This is a genomic window from Advenella sp. S44 (assembly GCF_002810445.1).
Taxonomy (GTDB): Bacteria; Pseudomonadota; Gammaproteobacteria; order Burkholderiales; family Burkholderiaceae_B; genus Advenella.
In genome coordinates this window covers 174,468-195,812 of the sequence record NZ_NEXS01000001.1, presented here as the reverse complement: position 1 = coordinate 195,812, position 21,345 = coordinate 174,468, and the positions used below count along the sequence as shown (strand labels likewise).

General features: G+C 57.5%; 20 protein-coding genes. All 20 read left to right on the top strand.

The genetic code is table 11. The features are described 5' to 3' along the window. The first annotated feature begins 79 nt into the window (after positions 1-79). Positions 80-901 (top strand): alpha/beta fold hydrolase, encoded by an 822-nt coding sequence (locus CAP48_RS00890; RefSeq protein ID WP_161495168.1) that lies wholly within the window; start codon positions 80-82, stop codon positions 899-901. Then, the gene (locus tag CAP48_RS00885) at positions 898-1,989 is read left to right on the top strand and encodes a leucyl aminopeptidase (protein ID WP_100694142.1); all 1,092 of its coding nucleotides are present in this window, start codon (positions 898-900) and stop codon (positions 1,987-1,989) included. The genes CAP48_RS00890 and CAP48_RS00885 overlap by 4 nt, the downstream gene beginning before the upstream one ends. A gap of 167 nt (positions 1,990-2,156) precedes the next feature. Further along, a complete protein-coding gene (locus tag CAP48_RS00880) occupies positions 2,157-3,524 on the top strand; it encodes an FAD-binding oxidoreductase (protein ID WP_100694141.1) in 1,368 nt (455 codons plus the stop codon). 143 nt (positions 3,525-3,667) lie between these two features. Next, positions 3,668-5,092, top strand: coding sequence for an FAD-binding oxidoreductase (locus tag CAP48_RS00875; protein ID WP_100694140.1), 1,425 nt, complete (start codon positions 3,668-3,670; stop codon positions 5,090-5,092). A gap of 211 nt (positions 5,093-5,303) precedes the next feature. Further along, entirely contained in the window at positions 5,304-6,209 is a 906-nt protein-coding gene (locus tag CAP48_RS00870) for a 2-dehydro-3-deoxygalactonokinase (protein ID WP_161495167.1), read from the top strand. Beyond that, the gene (locus tag CAP48_RS00865; protein ID WP_100694138.1) at positions 6,190-6,822 is read left to right on the top strand and encodes a 2-dehydro-3-deoxy-6-phosphogalactonate aldolase; all 633 of its coding nucleotides are present in this window, start codon (positions 6,190-6,192) and stop codon (positions 6,820-6,822) included. Before CAP48_RS00870 ends, CAP48_RS00865 begins: the two co-directional genes overlap by 20 nt. A 110-nt stretch (positions 6,823-6,932) precedes the next feature. Next, positions 6,933-7,874, top strand: coding sequence for a sugar kinase (locus CAP48_RS00860; RefSeq protein ID WP_100694137.1), 942 nt, complete (start codon positions 6,933-6,935; stop codon positions 7,872-7,874). 142 nt (positions 7,875-8,016) lie between these two features. Then, positions 8,017-8,763 carry a FadR/GntR family transcriptional regulator gene (locus CAP48_RS00855; protein ID WP_100694136.1) on the top strand — a complete coding sequence of 249 codons (747 nt, stop codon included), beginning with the start codon at positions 8,017-8,019 and terminating at the stop codon, positions 8,761-8,763. Next, positions 8,760-9,605: a fumarylacetoacetate hydrolase family protein gene (locus CAP48_RS00850; RefSeq protein ID WP_100694135.1), complete on the top strand. Its 846-nt coding sequence runs from the start codon at positions 8,760-8,762 to the stop codon at positions 9,603-9,605. The genes CAP48_RS00855 and CAP48_RS00850 overlap by 4 nt, the downstream gene beginning before the upstream one ends. Before the next feature lie 233 nt (positions 9,606-9,838). Next, positions 9,839-10,807 (top strand): tripartite tricarboxylate transporter substrate binding protein, encoded by a 969-nt coding sequence (locus CAP48_RS00845; protein WP_100694134.1) that lies wholly within the window; start codon positions 9,839-9,841, stop codon positions 10,805-10,807. A gap of 6 nt (positions 10,808-10,813) precedes the next feature. Beyond that, entirely contained in the window at positions 10,814-11,350 is a 537-nt protein-coding gene (locus CAP48_RS00840; RefSeq protein WP_100694133.1) for a tripartite tricarboxylate transporter TctB family protein, read from the top strand. Between the two features lie 10 nt (positions 11,351-11,360). Beyond that, the gene (locus CAP48_RS00835; RefSeq protein WP_100694682.1) at positions 11,361-12,893 is read left to right on the top strand and encodes a tripartite tricarboxylate transporter permease; all 1,533 of its coding nucleotides are present in this window, start codon (positions 11,361-11,363) and stop codon (positions 12,891-12,893) included. Then, the gene (locus CAP48_RS00830) at positions 12,890-13,972 is read left to right on the top strand and encodes an Ldh family oxidoreductase (protein ID WP_100694132.1); all 1,083 of its coding nucleotides are present in this window, start codon (positions 12,890-12,892) and stop codon (positions 13,970-13,972) included. Before CAP48_RS00835 ends, CAP48_RS00830 begins: the two co-directional genes overlap by 4 nt. Before the next feature lie 19 nt (positions 13,973-13,991). Next, positions 13,992-14,744, top strand: coding sequence for an SDR family NAD(P)-dependent oxidoreductase (locus tag CAP48_RS00825; RefSeq protein ID WP_100694131.1), 753 nt, complete (start codon positions 13,992-13,994; stop codon positions 14,742-14,744). Positions 14,745-14,861: 117 nt separating this feature from the next. Continuing rightward, positions 14,862-15,419, top strand: a complete 558-nt coding sequence (locus CAP48_RS00820; RefSeq protein ID WP_100694130.1) for a TRAP transporter small permease — start codon at positions 14,862-14,864, stop codon at positions 15,417-15,419. A gap of 21 nt (positions 15,420-15,440) precedes the next feature. Further along, positions 15,441-16,721 carry a TRAP transporter large permease subunit gene (locus CAP48_RS00815; RefSeq protein ID WP_100694129.1) on the top strand — a complete coding sequence of 427 codons (1,281 nt, stop codon included), beginning with the start codon at positions 15,441-15,443 and terminating at the stop codon, positions 16,719-16,721. Positions 16,722-16,754: 33 nt separating this feature from the next. Next, positions 16,755-17,774 carry a TRAP transporter substrate-binding protein gene (locus CAP48_RS00810; protein WP_100694128.1) on the top strand — a complete coding sequence of 340 codons (1,020 nt, stop codon included), beginning with the start codon at positions 16,755-16,757 and terminating at the stop codon, positions 17,772-17,774. A 33-nt stretch (positions 17,775-17,807) separates the two neighbouring features. Beyond that, positions 17,808-19,592, top strand: coding sequence for an IlvD/Edd family dehydratase (locus tag CAP48_RS00805; protein WP_100694127.1), 1,785 nt, complete (start codon positions 17,808-17,810; stop codon positions 19,590-19,592). Between the two features lie 66 nt (positions 19,593-19,658). Further along, a complete protein-coding gene (locus CAP48_RS20285) occupies positions 19,659-19,856 on the top strand; it encodes a hypothetical protein (protein ID WP_192871260.1) in 198 nt (65 codons plus the stop codon). Between the two features lie 51 nt (positions 19,857-19,907). Beyond that, positions 19,908-21,317, top strand: a complete 1,410-nt coding sequence (locus CAP48_RS00795; RefSeq protein ID WP_100694126.1) for an FAD-binding oxidoreductase — start codon at positions 19,908-19,910, stop codon at positions 21,315-21,317. The last annotated feature ends 28 nt before the right edge of the window (positions 21,318-21,345 follow it).

Sequence of the window (21,345 nt, the reverse complement as noted above, 5' to 3'; positions counted from 1 at the left end):
ATCGCGTCCGGTCAGCGCAAGATGTTCTTGGTGCCGCAGTGGCATGCCTTTTGATGAGTATCATTCACGGAGTGACATCATGACAGAACCTCGCCAGGACGGCGGACACGTCCGGATCAACAGTATCCGGCAGCATTACCTTCATTATGTCGGAGCCAAGGGACCGGTGGTGATTGTGCCGGGTATCGTCAGTCCTGCGGCGTTATGGAGCCACATTGCCGAACCAATAGCGCAGGATGGTTATGATGTCTGGATCCTGGATGTCAGGGGACGCGGATTAAGTGAGCAAGGGCCGCATCTGGACTATGGGCTAGATGCATGTGCACACGATCTGGAGGCTTTCCTGATCGCAATGGATCTGAACGAGCCGATCGTCGTGGGCCATTCGATGGGCGCTCGCATTGGCGCAAGACTGGCGGCGCGTTCGCACCGGATCGGGCAACTGGTGATGCTGGATCCTCCTGCCTGCGCGCCCGGTACCCGGCCCTATCCTATCGGCAGCGAACGCACCCACGCAATGGTCGAATCGGCCCGCCGGGGTGAAGCCGACGCGTATTTGCAGCAGGCCGGGATCGCACCGTGGCCTGAACCGCTGCGCCGCCAGCGCGCGCAGTGGATGGCGGTTTGCGATCCGCGGGTCATTGATGTGGCTTATCGCGATTTTCACGAACAGGATATCTATCAGGACGTGGCGGCGACCAACTGTCCCGTCACGCTGGTCGTAGCAATGGCCAGCGGTGTGATCAACAGCGACGAAGTGGCCCGGTTTCAGCAGAGTCACCCAAGCCTTAAGGTGCTGCGGGCCGAAGGCGCCGCTCACCAATTGCAGGCGGAAAATACGGATCTATGTCTGTCGATACTAAGACAGGCTCTACAATATGGAGCGCAAAAGACAATATGACGACATCATCAGCAGTGGATTTCGACCTCGTTGAGTTGTTTCTGGAAGAGTTGCGGCTATGCAAGGTGCAAGAGGGCGAACGGATTGCCGTCTTGAACGCCGGAACAGAATGGACCGACTATGTACAGGCCCTATTGAAAGCAGCGCATCGCCTGGGCGCACAGGCGTTCAATGTGAATGTTCAGCGCGACCAGTCACTACAGACTGGCGTGCAGGGGCGCCACCCGTTCACGGGCCACGATTTGCTTCTGGATATGCTCAAGCGCTGCGATATGGTCATTGACCTGGTGGGCCTGCTTTTTTCGCGTGAACAGCTTGAGATGCAAAAGGCAGGCGTGCGGGTGCTGCGCATCATGGAACCGCCTCATGTATTGCGCGCCATGTTCCCGACTCCCGAATTGGCCAAACGAGTCGAACGTGCCCGTGAAATCCTGATCCCCGCCCGTCACATGCACATTACGTCCCGCTACGGTACCGATATCACATATGAATTGGGCCAATATCCCGTCATGTCTGAATATGGATTTACAGACGAGCCCGGCCGTTGGGACAATTTTCCTTCCGGTTTCGTGTTCACCCAGGCCACCGATGGCGCGGTCAACGGCACCGTCGTTTTACGAGCAGGCGATATCCTGACAGCGTTCAAGCGTTACCTGCAAAGCGATGTCGTCCTGACGGTAGAGCGTGGCTCAGTCACGAAGATTGAGGGGAGCGGCATGGATGCAGACCTGCTGCGCACCTACATGGCCGGGTTCGATGACAACCGCGCTTACGCCATTTCGCATATTGGCTGGGGCTTGAACGATGCGGCGCGCTGGTACCACTTTGAAGCGACGCGCCATTTGCATCAAGAGCACGTCATGAACGCCTTGTCATTTTACGGCAACGTCCTATTTTCGCTGGGCCCAAATGTGGAACTGGGCGGAGATAACGATACGGCATGCCATATGGACATTCCGATGCGCGGCTGCAGCCTCACCCTGGATGGCGTGGAGATTGTTCGCGATGGTGATGTGGTGCACCCGGAACTATCCGAAAAAGGGGCGGTGAATCCGCCGCGGACATCGTTGAGCAACTGGCCGCGCTAAGCTGTTGTTTTCGAGCGTTCTCCGGCAGATGCCCTGCATGATGGTTTGTCGGCCATGCGCGAAAGCATCAATCCGTGCGGGTGCTCGCCGTGGCACGGATATATCCATCAGGTACCTGACGATCGTATAGAATAAGTCTTCCTTCATTTTTTACGATCGTCTTTTTCATGTCAGACCCCTTTACTTCCCAATTGCCGCCAGAACTGAACGTTTTGACGGACCCGGCCTCGCTTGCCCGATACGGCAGTGACGCCAGTGGTCTGCAGGCAGGTGCCCCGCAACTGGTGGCCCGCCCTGCGACGGTCGAGCAGGTGGCTGCGCTGGTTGGGCTGTGCGCCAGGCATAACCGGAAAATCACCATCGCGGGTGGCGGCAGCGGGCTGGCCGGCGGGGCAGCGCCTGATGAAGGCGATGTGGTCATTTCGCTCGAACTGCTGAACCAGATTGAAGATATCGATGAAGCGGGTGGTACCGCGCTGGTGCAGGCCGGCGTTGTGCTGGAGACCCTGTGTGCTGCGGTGGAAGAAAAAGGCTGGTATTTTCCGCTGGACCTTGGCGCGCGCGGCTCCTGTCAGCTCGGGGGCAACGTGGCGACCAATGCCGGTGGCAACCGGGTCCTGCGTTACGGCACCACCCGGCAACTGGTGCTGGGTCTGGAGGTCGTGCTGCCCGATGGCACCATCATGACAATGCTGGATCGTACTCTCAAAAACAATACCGGCCTGGATTTGAAGCAGCTTTTTATCGGCACCGAGGGCACGCTGGGCATTATCACGCGTGTGGTTGTGCGCCTGTTCCCGCGTCCGCAGGCACGGCGCTCGGCGCTGGTCGGACTGGCTTCGTTCGCGCAGATCGCGCCCTTGCTGAAAGCGGCGCGCAGCGCGCTGCCGGAGTTGTCCAGTTTTGAAGTGATGTGGGCCGACTATGTGGCCCAGGCTGCGAGGGTTACTGGCAGGGCTCTTCCCTTTGATGGCGCATGGCCACTGACCGTGCTGCTCGAAACCGAAGGCGCCGATACGCCCATGTTCCATGCCGGTTTCGATGCTTTTCTGGAATCCATGCTTGAAAACGGCGCCGTCCAGGATGCCATCGTGCCGCAAAGCCTGGACCACGCTGCAGATCTGTGGGCGATTCGTGATGGCATCGGAGAACTATTCACGTCGCTGCGGCCATTCGTGGCCTTCGATATAGGCATTCCGCTAAAGGATATGGGCACCTTCATAGAACAGGCCATGGCCCAGATCAGCCAGCGCTGGCCACAGGCCTCCAACCTGCTTTTTGGTCATCTTGGCGATGGGAATTTGCACTTGACGACCGGCCATCTGCATCCGGACGACATTGTTCCGGTAGAAGAGGCGGTGTACGCACTTACCGGCAGGTTCAATGGCAGCATTTCGGCCGAGCATGGTATCGGCCGACTGAAGAAACCATTTCTTCATTACAGTCGTGATGATACCCAGCAGCAGGTGATGCGCCGCATCCGTGAGGCACTCAATCCGCAAGGGGTACTGAACGCGGCACGCATCCTTGACTGATATTATTCATCGACATTGCTATTGCCCTTTTTAATCCCGTTGTTATCCTGCTTTTATCCCATTTTTTATTGCCTTGTTTCTTCCGGTTTTTAATCTCGTTTATTTTTGCCTTTTTTATTGCCGTTTTATAAGGTCGCACACTCATGGCATACACTCCCGCCACTCCCGCTTCCGGCATGCCTCGCAGAGAATTTTCCGAGGCCGCCGTGGCGGCGTTTACTGCTCGTTTCGGCGAGCGCTTCACCACAACCCATGCCGTGCGCGAACATCACGCTCGTGATGAATCGGCTTATCCACCGGTACCGCCAGACGCCGTGCTCTTTCCCAAAGACACGGACGATGTGATCGCGGCGGTCCAGCTGTGCACCGAACACAATGTGCCGCTTATTCCATTTGGCATTGGTTCATCCATAGAAGGCCATGTGCTACCCATTGAAGGCGGCATCACGATCGATTTTCGCGACATGAATCAGGTGCTGGCCGTCCAGCCGGAAGATTTCACCGTAACCGTGCAGCCGGGAGTCATTCGCACACAGTTAAATGATGAGATTCGCCATACTGGTTTGTTCTTTCCCATTGACCCGGGCGCGCACGCATCTATTGGCGGCATGACGGCGACCCGCGCTTCCGGGACCAACGCGGTCCGCTACGGGACCATGCGCGACAATGTTCTGTCGCTCAAAGTGGTCACGGCAACTGGCGAAGTCATCCGTACCAGCAGCCGTGCTCGCAAATCATCGGCCGGCTATGATCTGACGCATTTATATGTGGGCAGCGAAGGCACGCTGGGCGTGATTGTGGAGATCACCCTGCGTGTGTATCCGCTGCCCGAGGCGGTGACTGCCGCGGTGTGTTCGTTCCCGACGTTGCGCCATGCTGTGCAGGCCGTGACCGACATTATGCAAAGCGGGGTGCCCATTGCCCGTGTCGAGTTCATGGATGAGCGTGCCGTGCGCGCTGTCAATGCCTACAGCAAAACCGCGCTGGCCGAACAGCCGCTGCTGCTATTCGAATTTCACGGATCTCCCGCCGGCATTGCGGAACAGGCCGTGATCGTGCAGGAACTGACCGCCGGGCAGGGGGGCACGGCATTCCAGTGGGCTGAAAAACCCGAGCAGCGCACCGTGCTGTGGACGGCCCGCCACAATTACTATTTCGCCTGCCTGCAGCAACGGCCTGGTGGACGCGCCATCACCACAGATGTGTGCGTGCCCATTTCGCGCCTGGCCGATTGCGTTACCGACACCGCGACCGATCTGCAAAGCGTCGCCTTTCCCTGGTCTATTGTCGGCCATGTCGGCGATGGCAATTTCCATGTGGTCATGATGATTGATGCCGATGATGAACAGGAATGGCATCAGGCAGAAGAGATCAACAACCGCCTGGTGCAGCGCGCCATACAAATGGACGGCACCTGCACCGGAGAGCACGGCGTGGGCATCCACAAGATGGGTTTTCTGAAAGCAGAACATGGCGAAGTCGCCCTGCAACTGATGCGCAGCATCAAGCATGCCTATGACCCCGACAATATCTTCAATCCGGGCAAAATCGTCAGCTGGTCGGCGTAGACCGACTAATGACGAACGTGATTGACGAGCAGCTCGAAAAGATCCGGCGCAGTGGCTGCGGTAATGAAACAAAGGTATTGCGCAGTCGGGTTGTCTGTTCATTTGTGATAAGCTGATCGCCGCCACTGCATGGCGCCTGTGCCGTTGAATGGCCGCAGGCGTCGGACCGAACACGGCATGCGTGGGCGCTATAACAGGAGAAGAAGACAACATGGTTTCGCGTTATCTTGCCGCAGACTGGGGTTCAACCAATCTGCGATTGTGGCTGGTTGAAGACGGCGTTGCCGTCAAAAGTGCGGTATCGCCTTTTGGCATTACACGGATGCAGAACCAGTCGTTTCCCGCTGTGCTGCAAGACCTGCTGCAACAAATGCAGATCGTGCAGGCCGATATTTCACGCATCTACATTGCCGGCATGGCGGGCAGCAATGTCGGTTGGCAACAGGCAAACTATCTGCCCTGCCCGGTATCGCTCAATACGCTGGGCACAAGCCTGACGTCGGTCGATCCAGGCTGGCCTGCCCAGGCTGGTATTATTCCGGGGGTGTGCGTGCCCGGCCCGGATGGCGCCGATGTAATGCGAGGCGAGGAAACCCAGTTGCTGGGCGCACTGCAAGAGACGGCATCTGCCCTGTTTATACTGCCTGGCACGCACAGCAAATGGGCGCGCGTCCACCACGATGTCATCCACAGCTTTACGACGGTCATGACCGGGGAGCTGTTCGACGTACTGCGCCATCATTCGCTGCTGGGCCGCGGCCTGCCGGCGACCGAACCACACCCCGAGTCCTTTGATCGCGGCGTGATGGCAGGACTTGCCGCCAGCGACACCATGAGCGAGCTGTTTACCGTCAGGGCGCGGTATATTTTGGGTCATCTGGCTGCCCAGCAGGTTGATGATTACCTCTCGGGGCTGCTGATCGGCTCTGAAGTGCGCGATATGCGCCAGCGTTTTTCGGTCTCGGCCGATACGCCAGTCACGCTAGTGGGCAGCGGTTCGCTCTTTACGCGCTATGACCGCGCCCTGCACCTGGCCGGTATTGCGTTTACCACCCAGGATGCCGATACGGCCATTTTGAACGGAATAAGGAAAATACATGAATCCCTGGACACCTGAGTTGCCGCTGATCGCCATTTTGCGCGGCATCGGTCCCGACGAAGTGCTCGATCACGTGCAAGCGTTGCATGAGGCGGGCTTTGACGCCATTGAAATCCCCACCAACTCGCCAGACTGGCAGGTCAGTGTGCAGCGGGTGAGCCAGGCCTTTGGCGAGAGCCTGATGATCGGGGCCGGAACGGTCCTGACTCCAGAGCACCTGACGCAGCTGTCTGCGGCTGGCGGCAGGCTGATGGTTACCCCCAACACCAGCCCGGCGCTGATCTCCGAGGCGGTCAGCACCTACGGTTTCCAGGTCTGCGCCGGGTTTGCCACCGCCAGTGAGGCCTTTGCCGCCTTGCAGGCGGGCGCCCAGGCTCTCAAACTGTTTCCGTCCAGCGTGTTCGGGCCGGATTACGTCAAGGCACTCAAGGCGGTTTTGCCCGCGCAAGTACCGGTGTATGCGGTCGGCGGCATCAATCCCGAAAACCTGGGCAGCTATGTCGGGGCGGGTTGCGCCGGCGCCGGGTTGGGGTCCGACCTGTATCGGCCGGGGCAGCCGGTGGCAGTGACACGTGAACGTGCACAGCGGTTTGTACAGGCTTGGCAGGCGGCGTGCCCGCAGACGCATTAGATCGCGTGCCTGCCCTTGGACTAACAAGCGTTTTGATATCGCCCGGCAACAACTGCTGCACGGGCACGTACAGAATCAGAAAACACAGATAATGACTGGAGAGTAAAGATATGGCGACATTTGATGTGGCGCTGTTTGGAGAAATGATGGTACTGCTGGTGGCTGCCGAACCGGGGCCGCTGGAAGCGGTGCATACCTTTCACAAAATGACGGCAGGCGCCGAAACCAATGTGGGCATAGCCCTGGCGCGGCTGAACGCAAAAGTCGCCTGGGCCAGCCGGCTTGGTGAGGATACCATGGGCAAGTACTTGAAAAATGTTATGGAGCAGGAAGCCATCGATTGCTCGCGCGTGCTGATGGTGCCGCGTGAGCGCACCGGTTTTATGCTCAAGGGCAAAGTCACCGAGGGCGACCCGCCAATTGAATATTATCGCTCGGGCTCTGCCGCCAGCGCCATGACGGCACATGATCTGGACCCGGACTGGCTGGGCCAGGCCCGGCATCTGCATGTCACCGGTATTTTCCCGGCCCTGAATGCTGGCACCTATGCGCTGACCGTCGCCGCCATGCAGCACATGCGCCGCGCGGGTGGAACGGTTTCCTTTGATCCCAATCTGCGCCCTGCCTTGTGGGGGTCCGTTGAACTGATGCGGACGCGCCTTAATGAGCTGGCCGGCCTGGCCGACTGGGTGCTGCCCGGCCTGGAAGAGGGCCGTATTCTCACAGGTGCCGACAGTGAAGAGGGGATTGCGGCATTTTATCGGGGCCTGGGCGCGCAGGCGGTAGTTGTCAAGCTGGGCGCCCGCGGCGCGTTCGGACAGGCTGGGGACCATCCGTTTCGGATTCCTGGCTATCCGGTGGAGAAAGTCGTGGATACTGTGGGCGCCGGGGATGGCTTTGCCGCCGGTCTGATCAGCGGTCGACTCGAAGGACTGGACTGGCAGGCCAGCGTGCGCCGTGCCACCATCATCGGGGCGTGTGCAGTACAGGTTGCAGGCGACACTGAAGGTTATCCCGACCGTGCCAGGCTGGCGGAACTGGACGCAGTTTGAAGTAACCCAACTTAGGGTTTCCTACAGTTGCGGCATGGCATTCAGTGGTCTTACCATTGAACGCGAACCCGAAATCCGTCGTGTAGTCTGGATGATTTCAGACGAACGGCCCAGCTGAAACAGAAAGCGTGAAAATAGAAAAGTGAAGTTCGAAGCCATCAAATCCCGCTCCGTGTCGGAACTGGTTGCCCAGCGATTGATCGATATGATCCGCAAGGGGCAACTGGTGGCTGGCCAGCAATTGCCGCCAGAGCGCGAGCTGGCGGTATTGTTTGATGTGGGCAGGCCTGCGGTTCGGGAAGCTATCCGGGGCCTGTCGCTGCTGGGGCTGGTCAAGATTCAGCAGGGCGAAGGCAACTTCATCAGTTCGCTTAATGTGGAAGACCTGATCGAGCCGCTCAGCCTGCTGATCGACCTACACTTTGACCAGATCAACGAGTTGTTCGATGCGCGCAAAATTATCGAAGGCGGCATTACGCGCCTGGCCTGCGAGCGGCTGACCGAAGCGGAAATTGAGCGCCTGCGCGTCAATGTCGAGGAAGCGCGCGCCGCGCTGGCCCGCAATGACCACGAAGCCATTCGGCATCTGGATATAGAACTGCACCAGACCATCATCAATGCCTGCGGCAACGTTTACCTGCAAAGGGTGGCGCAAAGCATCAGTCTGCTCAGCCGCAAGAGCCGTACGATCACAACCGTCATACCGTCGATTCTGCAATCGACGTTTGATGATCACGAACATATTGTGCGAGCCCTGGCCGAACGCAACCCGGCCAAGGCTTCCGAAGCCATGTACCGGCACCTGGATCATGTGCAAAAGCACTACAACGACTATCAGCAAGCCGGCGCAGCGACATCGGCATACACAAACCAACAGGAGTCAGTATGAAACTCATCCGTTATGGGGAAAGCAAGCAAGAAAAACCAGGCATCGTCGACAGCGACGGCCGCATCCGAGACCTGTCTGGCGTCATCGGCGACATTGACGGCAGCACCATCAGCGCAGAAGGCCTGGCGCGCCTGCGCGAACTGGATCTGTCCACGCTGCCCGTTGTTGAAGGCAATCCGCGAATCGGACCATGTGTGGCCAACATTGGCAAATTCGTTTGCATCGGCCTGAATTATTCTGACCACGCGGCCGAGTCCGGCCTGCCTGAGCCCTCTGAGCCTGTCGTATTCAACAAGTGGACCAGCGCCATTGTGGGTCCCAATGATGACGTGGCGATCCCTCGCGGGTCGAAGAAAACAGACTGGGAAGTCGAGCTGGGCGTGGTTATCGGCAAAGAGGCCCGTTATATCAGCAAGGAAGACGCACTGTCCTATGTGGCCGGCTATTGCGTTATTAACGACGTGTCGGAACGCGAATATCAGATCGAAAGAGGCGGCACATGGGACAAGGGCAAGGGCTGCGACACGTTCGGCCCTATCGGACCCTGGCTGGTCACGGCCGATGACGTGCCTGACCCGCAAGCCCTGAATCTATGGCTGGAAGTGGACGGCAAACGCTATCAGGACGGGACCACCGCCAAAATGATTTTTGATGTGGCAACCATCGTTTCTTACCTGAGCAACTTCATGAGCCTGCAGCCATGCGATGTGATTTCCACAGGCACGCCACCGGGCGTGGGCATGGGTGTTAAACCCGAGCCTGTTTACCTGAAGGCTGGCCAGACCATGCGTCTGGGCATTGAAGGTCTGGGCGAACAGACGCAAAAGGTTGTGCAGGCGTAAAGCCGGCAAGGCGTGGCGCGAAGGAGGCGCCACGTTTGTTTGATCCTGAATCTCCTTGCGGAATTCAGGTTGTTGTTGAGGTCAGGCATCCGACCACCCGCCAAAGGGTGGCAGCCACCTGACCGCAGTGGTAAACGTGTAAAAACAGAATCGGCCGTCACGCAACCGGCGTGTATGGACAATATAGATCAGGAGCCCGGCTGCGCTGGAGTTGCCTGTAATCGGAGACAAATATGAACAAACGCAATACGCTTAAAGCATTGCTGGGGTTGACGATGGCAGTGAGCGCAGGCATGGCTCACGCAGCCTATCCCGAGCGCCCCATCACCATGATCGTGCCCTGGGGTGCAGGTGGAGGAACAGACGCCACGGCCCGCATGATCGCCACGCTGCTTGAAAAAGAACTGGATAACCCGGTCAATGTTGTCAACCGCACCGGCGGCAATGGTGTGGTGGGCCATATGGCTATCTCCAAAGCCAAACCCGACGGCTATACGCTGGGCATGCTCACGGTTGAAATCGCGACCATGAAACATCTGGGCCTGACGACGATTACGCCTGCCGACTACACCCCGCTGGCGCTGATGAATGAGGACCCTGCCGGTGTGACGGTGAGTGCGACTTCAGACTACAAAGACATGAAAGGGCTGATGGAGGCCATCAAGGCTAATCCGGGCAAACTGAAGGCATCGGGAACCGGGCAGGGCGGCATCTGGCATATTGCTATCGCCGGGCTGGTGAACAATGCGGGTTTGCCGCCTAATTCAGTGCCTTTTGTGCCGTCCAACGGCTCAGCACCAGCCATGCTGGAACTGGTGGCCGGCGGCATTGATATCGTGCCCACCTCGCTGCCGGAAGCGCGCTCGATGATTGACGCGGGCAAAGCCAAGCCGCTGGCCATTATGTCCAAAGAGCGCTCGCCCATGTATCCCGATGTGCCGACACTGAAGGAAACGACCGGCAATGACTGGACGGTGGGCGTCTGGCGCGGCATTGCCGGTCCCAAGGGGTTGCCGGATGATATAACCGCCAAACTGGAAGCCGCACTCAAGAACGTTAATGAGAGCAAGGAATTCCGCGATTTCATGTCCAAGCGCGGCTTTGGGGCAGCGTATGCCAACAGCAAGGATTACGGCGAGTACATGGCCAAATCCACGGAAGATTTCGGCGAGGTTCTCAAAGCCATCGGTATGGCCAAATAAATTGATATGAACCGGGTAGTCGGTCCGGTGCGCCTGGCGCGCCGGACCACGCTGCCGACCCTGTGGAAAATTCCCATGAAGATCAGTGATACCCTTTCCGGCATTATCATCGGCATTTTTGCCATTATCGTTTTTGTCATGGCGCTGTCGTTTCCGCCCACGCCCGGCCAGGAGTTTGGATCGGGGCTGTTCCCGCGCCTGATTGCTATCGGCTTGCTCATCTGTTCAGTCTGTCTGCTTGTGCAAAGCCGACGCAGCCAGGATAATCAGCGGTGGCTGGCCTGGCCGGGCTTGAATATGGTTACGTTTTTGCGCTTCTGCATGATTCCGGCGGCGCTTGTTTTCTATTTTCTGACCGCGGAATGGCTGGGCTTTTTTATTGCATCCGGCATTATCCTGATGATCACCTTCCTGGTGTTCGGCGTCAAGCCCCTGCGCAGTGCGATTCTGACTGTGATCGGCGTGCTGCTGATCCACTTTTCTTTCTACAATATTCTGGAAGTTCCGCTGCCCTGGGGACTGCTGGAATCCTTCGCATGGTGACCCTATGTTCATGAGCAACTTTACCGCTGCGCTTGGTCTGGTCGCCGACCCATTCGTACTGGGCGTCATTCTGGTGGCCGCCATTTTCGGCCTGTTTGTCGGCGCCATACCTGGCCTGAGCGCCACCATGGCGGTCGCGCTTCTGGTGCCGGTCACTTTCTTTATGGACCCGGTGCCCGCCATTGCCATGATGGTGACCTCCACGGCCATGGCCATCACGTCGGGCGACGTGCCCGGATGTCTGCTACGAATCCCCGGTACGCCGTCATCGGCGGCCTACACGGATGAAGCCTACAACATGACCCGCAAGGGCCTGGCCGATCAGGCGCTGGGAGCCAGTATTGTGTTCTCGTTTGTTGGCGGCCTGTTTGGCACGCTCGTGCTCATCACATGCGCGCCCATGCTGGCCAACTTTGCGCTCAATTTTTCTTCGTATGAGTTTTTCTGGCTCGTTGTGCTGGGGCTGTCCTGCTCGATCGTGATTACCCCGGCCAGCCAGCTCAAGGGCTTTGTGTCGCTGCTGATCGGCCTGTTGCTGGCCTGCGTGGGCATGAATAATCCGGCGGCCTATCCGCGCTTTACCTTCGGCAATGAAGATCTGATGAATGGCGTCACCTTGCTGCCCATGATGGTCGGCATGTTTGCGATTGCCGAAGTCTTGCGTTACGCCGTCAATTCCCAGGATCGACTGGGCGAGGTCAAGGCGCAGATCGGCAATATCTTTACCGGCATGTGGACGCTGACCAAAAAGTATCCGCTATCCATTCTGCGCGGCAGCGTGCTGGGTACCGTGGTAGGCGCATTGCCGGGGGCTGGCGCCGACATTGCCGCCTGGATGTCATATGGCATGAGCAAGAAGTTTTCCAAAGAACCTGAAAAATTCGGCACCGGGCATGTGGAAGGCATTGTCGAGGCCGGCGCCTCGAACAACTCTGCGCTGGCCGGTGCATGGATCCCGGCGCTGGTTTTTGGGATACCGGGCGACTCCATCACGGCGATTGTGGTCGGTGTGCTGTATATGAAAAATCTGACGCCGGGCCCCATGATCTTTACCAACAATGCGGTCGAAATGTATTCGATTTTCCTGGTGTTTATTATTGCCAATATCATTATGCTGCCGCTGGGTTATGCCCTGGTCAAGATTGCCCGCAATGTATTGCGGGTGCCCCGTTCTATGCTCATGCCCATCATTTTGCTGTTCAGTATTGTGGGTACGTTCGCCATCAACAATAGTCCTTTTGACGTGATCATCATGATGATGATGGGCCTGCTTGCCTATGTCATGGAAGAAAACGAGTTCCCTATTGCACCGGCCGTGCTGGGCGTCGTGCTGGGTGGCATGCTTGAAGAAAACTTTATTTCGTCCATGATTAAGGCAGACGGAGATTTTTCCATGTTCTTCAGTCGTCCCATCGCCGCTGTGCTGGGCGTGGTGGCGATTCTGATCTGGTCCGTTCCCTTTATCAAACTGTTCCTCGGGAAATCCAAACCGCCATCCGGCGGTAATGAGGACCCGGTCAACAAACCAGGAATCAACACATGAACCAGACTGCAAACCACGCTGTGCAACAGGACGGCGACCGATATGATGCCGAGACATTGCGCGAATTTGCGCGCGCGTTACTGGCGGCCGCCGGCACCTCGGACGCTATTGCGCGAACGGTCGCAGATGTCCTGCTTGATGGGGATTTGCTGGGCCACACCACCCACGGCCTGGCGTTGCTCAATCCCTACCTGAAGCAGGTTGAACAGGGGCAGATGACCCGGCAAGGCAGCGCCGATATTGTCAGCGACAAAGGGGCATCGCTGCTGCTGGACGGACGCCGCCTGCCCGGGCCTTGGCTGGTAAACCAGACAATAGACATGCTCGTGCCGCGCGCGCGGCAATATGGCACTGCCACGGCTGTCATCAGGCAGAGCCATCACATTGCCTGCCTGGCCAGTTACCTGTTACGCGCGATTCGTCAAAATATGCTGATCGTGCTCAGTTGCTCGGATCCTGCCGGCCAGAGCGTGGCGCCATTCGGTGGGACCCGCGCCGTATTTACGCCCAATCCTATTGCCGTTGGCATACCGTCGGCAAAGCCCTTTCTGGTTGATATTTCCGCCTCTATTACCACAAACGGCATGAGCGGCCGTCTGGCCAGGGAAGGCAGGCAATTCGAGGAAGAGTGGCTGCTTGACAGTACTGGCAAACCAACGCGCGACCCCGCTGTACTGAACCAGGACCCGCCCGGCACGATTTTGCCACTGGGCGGCCTGTCGGTGGGGCATAAGGGATTTGGCCTGGCATTGCTGATAGAAGCGCTGACCGGCGGTCTGGCCGGTCATGGCCGGGCCGACAACATCAAGGGATGGGGCGCGACGGTTTTCGTCAGCCTGTATGATCCGGGCGCCTTTGGCGGCAACGAGGCGTTCCTGCGTCAGATGGACTGGATTGCCGACGCCTGCCGCAACAATCCGCCTCGGCCAGGCTTTGACAATGTCCGCATGCCCGGGGATCGCGGGCTGGCATTGTATGAGCGGCAAAAGAAAAACGGCGTCGTTCTGCATCCGTCCATTACGCCCCTGCTGCAGGATTCTGCGCAGCACTATGGTATCGGCATGCCGGCAACACTTTAATTTACGACAAGGATAGACAATGAGTCAGAACAGTTTACAGAACCGGGTAGCCGTCATTACGGGGGGCGCGCGTGGTATTGGCCTGGCTGCTGCAAAACGCATGCTGCAATCGGGCGCGTCAGTCGCGCTGTGGGATCTGGATGCGGACCGTCTGGAGCAAACGCGCCAGCAACTGAGCGCATTGGGCAAGGTCACTGCGCATGCACTGGATCTGACCGATCTGGCCGCCGTGCAAAACGCGGCCGACGATACGTTGAAGCAATATGGCAAGGTCGATATTCTGGTGAACAACGCCGGCATCACCGGCGGCAACGGGGTGACCTGGGAACTGGATCCTGCCGTATGGCAGCAGGTGGTGCAAACTAACCTGATGGCCCCTTACTATACCTGCCGCGTGCTGGTGCCGGCCATGCTGGAAAACGGCTATGGCCGCATCGTGAACATCGCTTCTATTGCCGGCAAAGAGGGCAATCCGAATGCATCGCATTACAGCGCTTCCAAGGCCGGGCTGATCGGACTGACCAAATCGCTGGGCAAGGAGCTGGCAGAACGCAATATTCTGGTCAACGCCATTACCCCCGCGGCAGCAAAGACTGAGATTTTCGATTCGATGTCACAGGAACATATCGACTATATGTTGTCGCGGATTCCGATGAAGCGGTTTCTTGCTGTGGACGAGGCTGCCTCCATGATCTGCTGGCTGGCCTCTGAAGAGTGTGCCTTCAGCACAGGCGCGGTATTCGACTTGTCCGGCGGGCGGGCAACCTATTGACGACACCGTAGCGTCACAAACCCGTGCGACTGTGTCCCATACATGGGATGCAACGCAGAAAAAAAAATGATGCATGCAGCCAGAAGCCGCATCGCGTCTTAGCAAAAGGAGATATTCATGACGATACTGGAAAGTCCTGTTTTCCAATCGGTGGCAGCGATTACGCGAACGGTGGAAAAAACACTGACCTATGTACTGGGGCTTTGCGTACTGGTGATGCTGCTGCTGGTGTTTGGCAACGTCGTCCTCAGGTACGGCTTTAACTCGGGCATTACCATTTCCGAGGAGGTCGCCCGGATGTCGTTTGTCTGGCTGATTTTCCTGGGCACGGTCATTGCGTTTCGGACCAAGCAGCATCTGGGCGTGAACATGCTGCTTGACCGACTGCCTGTCATGTTGCAAAAAATCATACACATTTTGCGCCAGTTGATCATCATGTGGATCCTTTGGCTGTTGATGGATGGCGGATGGGATCAGATGGTCATTGGTGTGAATACCTCGCTGCCCGTCACGGGGTGGCCGCAGGCCCTGTTCAGCGGCATGGTATGGTTCAGCGCCGCGGCCATGTTTGTTCTTGCCATTGGCGATATTGCGATTGCCATCATGACGCCGACAGACCGCGCCTATCGGTATCGCTTCAGAACCGCTGTCGACAACAGCGACGAGATTGAATAACGAGTACCAGGGGAAAACAATATGACTGTCACCATCTTTCTTTCCGTGCTGCTCGGTTTTATGGCATTTGGCATGCCAATCGCATTTGCGTTACTGCTTTCCGCTGTCGGGCTGATGTTCTATCTGGATTTTTTCGATGTCCAGATTCTTGCGCAAAATATGCTTGCCGGCGCCGACAATTTTTCACTCATGGCTGTCCCGCTGTTCATGCTGGCTGGCGAGGCCATGAACGCCGGCGGGATGTCGCGCCGCATGGTCGCGCTGGCAAGTTCCCTGGTGGGGCATGTACACGGCGGGCTGGGTTATGTGGCCATTATGGCAAGTGTGTTGCTGGCGGCACTCTCCGGTTCTGCTGTTGCCGACTCAGCGGCGCTTGCCGCCATGCTGGTGCCCATGCTGCGCGACCGCGGCTATGACATGAAACAATCCACCGGCCTGATCGCTGCCGGCGGCATTATTGCACCCATCATTCCACCGTCCATTTCATTCATTATTTTCGGCGTGGCCACCAATATTTCGGTTACCAAGCTGTTCATGGCCGGGATTGTACCGGGCCTGCTGATGGGGCTGACCCTGGCGCTGGTATGGACCTGGGTGGCGCGCCGCTCCACCAGCTTCAAGCCATTTCCCAAGGAACCCTGGCCTGTCAGGGCCAAGGCGCTGCGTGATTCGGGTTGGGCGCTGGTGCTACCGGTTATCATTATCGGCGGCTTGCGCTTCGGCATTTTTACGCCGACCGAAGCGGCAGCCGTGGCCGCTGTTTATGCGCTGTTCGTGGGCATGGTGATATATCGCGAAATTAAACCACGCGACTTGATGAAACTGCTGGTGAACTCCGCAACAACCACCAGCGTGGTCATGTTCCTCGTGGCGGCGGCCCTGGTCACCTCTTATATGATCACGCTGGCCGATCTGCCCAGGGAGCTGATTGCAATGCTTGGCCCTCTGGTTGACTCGCCCGTACTGCTGATGCTTGTTCTTGTGGTGCTTCTGATTTTGGTAGGCACTGCCATGGACCTGACGCCCACTATCCTGATCCTGGCGCCGGTGCTCATGCCTGTGATCAAGGAAGCGGGCATCGATCCCACTTATTTCGGCGTGATATTCATCATGGTCGGTTGCGCCGGCCTGCTGACGCCACCGGTGGGAACCGTACTGAATGTGGTCTGCGGTGTGGCCCGCATCCGTATGGAAGATATTATCAAAGGTGTGTGGCCTTATGTGGCGGCTTACACACTGTTGATTATGCTGCTTGTGATTTTTCCGCAGATCGTCATTGTACCGATGAACTGGTTCTACTGATTTGCATTCAATACCAATACTCTGGAGACGAAAATGAAAACTTTGAAAAAGACGATTGTAGGCATGACAGCGGTAGCACTGCTGGGCATGGGTTCCGCGGCGGTGTGGGCCAAGGACATCAAGCCACGCATCATCCGCTTTGGCTACGGCCTTGCCGATGACAGTCCTACAGGCAAGGCCTCTGCCCACTTTGCCGAAGTGGTCAGCAAGCTGAGCGATGGCAAAATGAAGGTCAGGACCTTCGGCAATGGCGCGCTGGGCCCCGATGAACAGCTAATCAACTCCCTGATCAGCGGTTCCGGTGAAATCACCTTTGTGTCCACGGCACCGATTGCCAGCCTGATTCCGGAATTCGGTGTCTTTGACCTGCCGTTCCTGTTCGATAACGAAAAAGTGGCCGATACGGTACTGGATGGTCCTGAAGGCAAAAAGCTGCTGGACAAACTGCCTGCCAAGGGCCTGATCGGATTGAACTACTGGGAAAATGGATTTCGCAATATCACCAATTCCCGTCACGAAATTTCCAAGATGGATGACATCAACGGCATCAAGCTGCGTGTGATGCAAAACCAGGTCGCCCTGAGCGTGTTCAAGGGGCTGGGCGCCAATGCGATTCCCATGCCGTTTACAGAGTTGTTCACCGCGCTGGAAACCAAAACAGTGGACGGTCAGGAGAACCCATTGTCTACCATCCAGACCAGTAAATTCTATGAAGTGCAGCCTTACCTGACGCTTTCCAACCACGTCTATACCCCATTTGTTTTCCTGGCATCGAAAAAATGGTTCGACCAGTTATCACAGGACGAAAAAGATGTGATCACCGAAGCAGCAAAAGAGAGTCAGCAATTTCAGCGCAAGGCCAGTCGGCAGGGCAATGAGGATGCACTCAAGTATCTGAAAGAGAACAACGTGAAGGTGGCCGAGTTTTCTACCGAGGAAAAAGAGAAAATCCGTGAGAAAGTTGCCCCGATTGTGGAAAGCCTGAAGGCCAAAATTGGCAAGGAAACCGTTGAAGGCGTACTGGAAGCGGCCAAAGAGGCCTCCGACGCCTGAGTATTATTACAATTGAAATAGAAGGAACCCGTTATGTCTACGTCAGAACAAAAGCCTTTGCGCAGCCGCCGGTGGTTTGACAATCCGGCCAATCCAGGCATGACTGCCCTGTATATCGAGCGCTATATGAATTACGGTATTACCCGGGAAGAACTGCAATCGGGAAAGCCCATTATCGGCATTGCGCAGACGGGTTCCGATCTATCTCCATGCAACCGTCATCATGTGCAGCTGGCTACACGGGTACGTGATGGCATTCGTGATATGGGCGGGATTCCGCTGGAGTTTCCGGTGCATCCGATACAGGAAACGGGCAAGCGCCCGACCGCCGCCCTTGACCGCAATCTGGCCTATCTGGGTCTGGTCGAAATCCTGCACGGCTATCCACTGGACGGCGTCGTGCTGACCACAGGTTGTGACAAAACGACGCCGGCCTGCCTGATGGCTGCTGCCACTGTCAATATCCCCGCTATTGTGCTTTCCGGCGGACCCATGCTAGACGGTTGGTGGAAGGGCAAGCTGGCCGGCTCGGGCACTGTGGTCTGGGACGCGCGCAAGCGTCTGTCTGCCGGTGAAATCGACTATGAAGAATTTATGAACAACGTTGCGTCGTCGGCGCCGTCGGTGGGGCACTGCAATACCATGGGCACGGCATTGTCCATGAATTCGCTGGCCGAAGCGCTTGGCATGTCGCTGCCCGGTTGTGCAGCCATCCCGGGTCCGCACCGGGAACGCGGCTGGATGGCCTATGAGACCGGGCGTCGTATTGTCGAGATGGTTGGGGAAAATTTGCGTCCGTCCGATATCATGACCCGCGCCGCCTTTGAAAATGCCGTGGTCGCAGCGGCCGCGCTAGGCGGTTCATCCAATTGTCCGATACACATGGTAGCCATTGCTCGCCATATGGGCGTCGATCACACGCTGGCAGACTGGCAGCGCCTGGGCCCGGAAATTCCGTTGCTGGTCGATTGCCAGCCGGCGGGGCGTTTTCTTGGTGAAGCGTTTCACCGTGCGGGCGGCGTGCCGGCAGTCATGAAAGAACTGCTGGATGCCGGTAAAATAGACGGCACGGCCATGACCGTGACCGGCAAGACACTGGCCGACAATCTGGCCCAGGTGCCGGCGCCGGACCGGGAAGTGATTCGGGCCTACGATACGCCGCTTAAAGAGGCTGCCGGCTATGTTGTACTTACCGGCAATCTGTTCGACAATGCTGTCATTAAGACAAGTGTGATTGACGACAAATTCCGTGCCCGTTTCCTGTCCGACCCGGCGCACCCGAACGTCATGGATCTGAAGGCAGTGGTTTTTGAAGGCCCGGAAGATTATCATGATCGTATTGAGGATCTTGCTTTGGGAATTGACGATAAATCAATACTTGTCATTCGCAACAGCGGCCCGGTGGGCTACCCGGGGGGCGCCGAAGTGGTCAATATGCAGCCGCCTGCCTATCTGCTTAACAAGGGAATTGATACGCTGCCTACCATGGGCGATGGTCGCCAGAGTGGAACCTCGGCCAGCCCGTCCATTCTGAACGTCTCGCCCGAGTCGGCCGTCGGTGGCGGACTTGCCTTGCTGTGCACCGGTGATATCGTCAGGGTTGACCTGAACGCCTGTCGCGTTGATGTCTTGCTTTCCGACGAGGAACTGCGGGCGCGACGCGAGGCCTGGGTTAAACCAGAATTGCTGAACATGACGCCGTGGGAGGAGATCTACCGTGGCATGGTGGGTCAGCAGGGCGATGGCGCCTGTCTGGAAGCGGCGACCGCTTATGTGGATATTATCCAAACGCGGGGCGAGTCGCGCGATAATCACTGATCGGCTTGTTTACATGACCGGTGGTCAGCGTTGCATGATATGTGGTCTTTGGCACCGGAACTGCGCATGGCGACCTGCATTGTGAAGGACGTGGTGCTGGTGGGTATGGGTAAACGCCCGGACCATGGCAAAATGGCAGGGCAGCCGGGTTATTTCGGGCTGCCATGCAACGCTTGCTGCGGTGCCGGGCAGCATGCCCTCGCAGGCGGCCAGTATATGGCCCGCGATTGTGGGTTATCACGCCGGATTTTTTATTATTATTGAGGCTTTGCTGATGTCAAACGAAATACACGACAGCAGGGCAGTGAGCATACTATGACAGTTCTGGAAAAAAAAGCCACCCGCCGCCTTCCGGATGCCGCCGTCGCGGCATTCCAGGCGCGGTTCGGCGAACGTTTTATTACCTCCATGGCCGTGCGCGAGCACCACGGTACCGACGAATCTCCGTATCCGGTATGCCCGCCCGATGCCGTCATCTTCCCGCGCGACACCGAAGAAGTGGTCGATGCGGTCAAAATCTGCAATCAGTACAACGTGCCGGTGATCCCGTTTGGCATTGGCTCATCACTGGAAGGGCACGTCCTGCCCATTGAAGGCGGCGTCACCCTGGACTTTGCCGAGATGAACAGGGTGCTGGCCGTCAATGCCGAAGACTTCACCGTTACCGTGCAACCCGGCGTCATCCGCACTCAGCTCAATGAGGAAATTCGTCACACGGGCCTGTTTTTTCCCATCGATCCGGGCGCGCATGCGTCCATTGGCGGCATGACCAGCACCAGGGCCTCGGGCACGAATGCGGTGCGCTACGGCACCATGCGCGAGAATGTGGTTTCCATGAAAGTGGTCACGGCGGCCGGCAAAGTGATTCGTACCAGCAGCCGTGCCCGCAAATCGTCTTCGGGCTATGACCTGACCCGGCTGTTTGTTGGCAGCGAAGGCACGCTGGGTATTATTGTCGAAGTTACCGTGCGGGTGTACCCGCAACCGGAAGCCGTCACCGCAGCCATATGCAACTTTCCGACGCTGGAATCTGCCGTGCAGTCCGTCATTGAAGTGATGCAGTCGGGCGTGGCAATAGCCCGGGTGGAGTTCATGGACACGCGCGCAGTGAAGGCCGTCAATGCCTACAGCAAGCTGACCCTGAAGGAAACACCGCTATTGCTGTTCGAATTTCACGGCAGCGAGACCGGCGTGCGGGAACAGGCGGAAATCGTGCAGGAAATTGCCCGGGACAATGGCGGCATGGATTTTGAATGGGCTGAAAAGCCCGAGGACCGCAAGCGCTTGTGGACAGCCCGTCACAATTCGCACTATTCAGGCTTGCAGTTGCGTCCGGGTTCACGTTCGGTCGCCACCGATGTGTGCGTCCCGATTTCCCGGCTTGCCGAATGCGTGAGCGAAACGGCTCAGGAGCTTGAAGGGATGCCGTTTCCCTATACGATCGTGGGCCATGTGGGCGATGGCAACTTCCATGTGCAGATGCTGATCGACCCTGACAGCCGCGAAGAATGGGAGATGTCTGAAGGCATCAACCGTCGTCTGGTATCGCGCGCTATTCGTATGGATGGCACATGCTCGGGCGAGCATGGTGTGGGCATTCACAAAATGGCATTCCTGAAGGAAGAGCACGGAGACGATGCGCTGGAGCTGATGCGGCTCATCAAGCATGCCTATGATCCGAATAATATTCTCAATCCGGGTAAACTGGTATCCTGGAATGCGTAAATCACAATTGAACTGAGGTCAACATCAA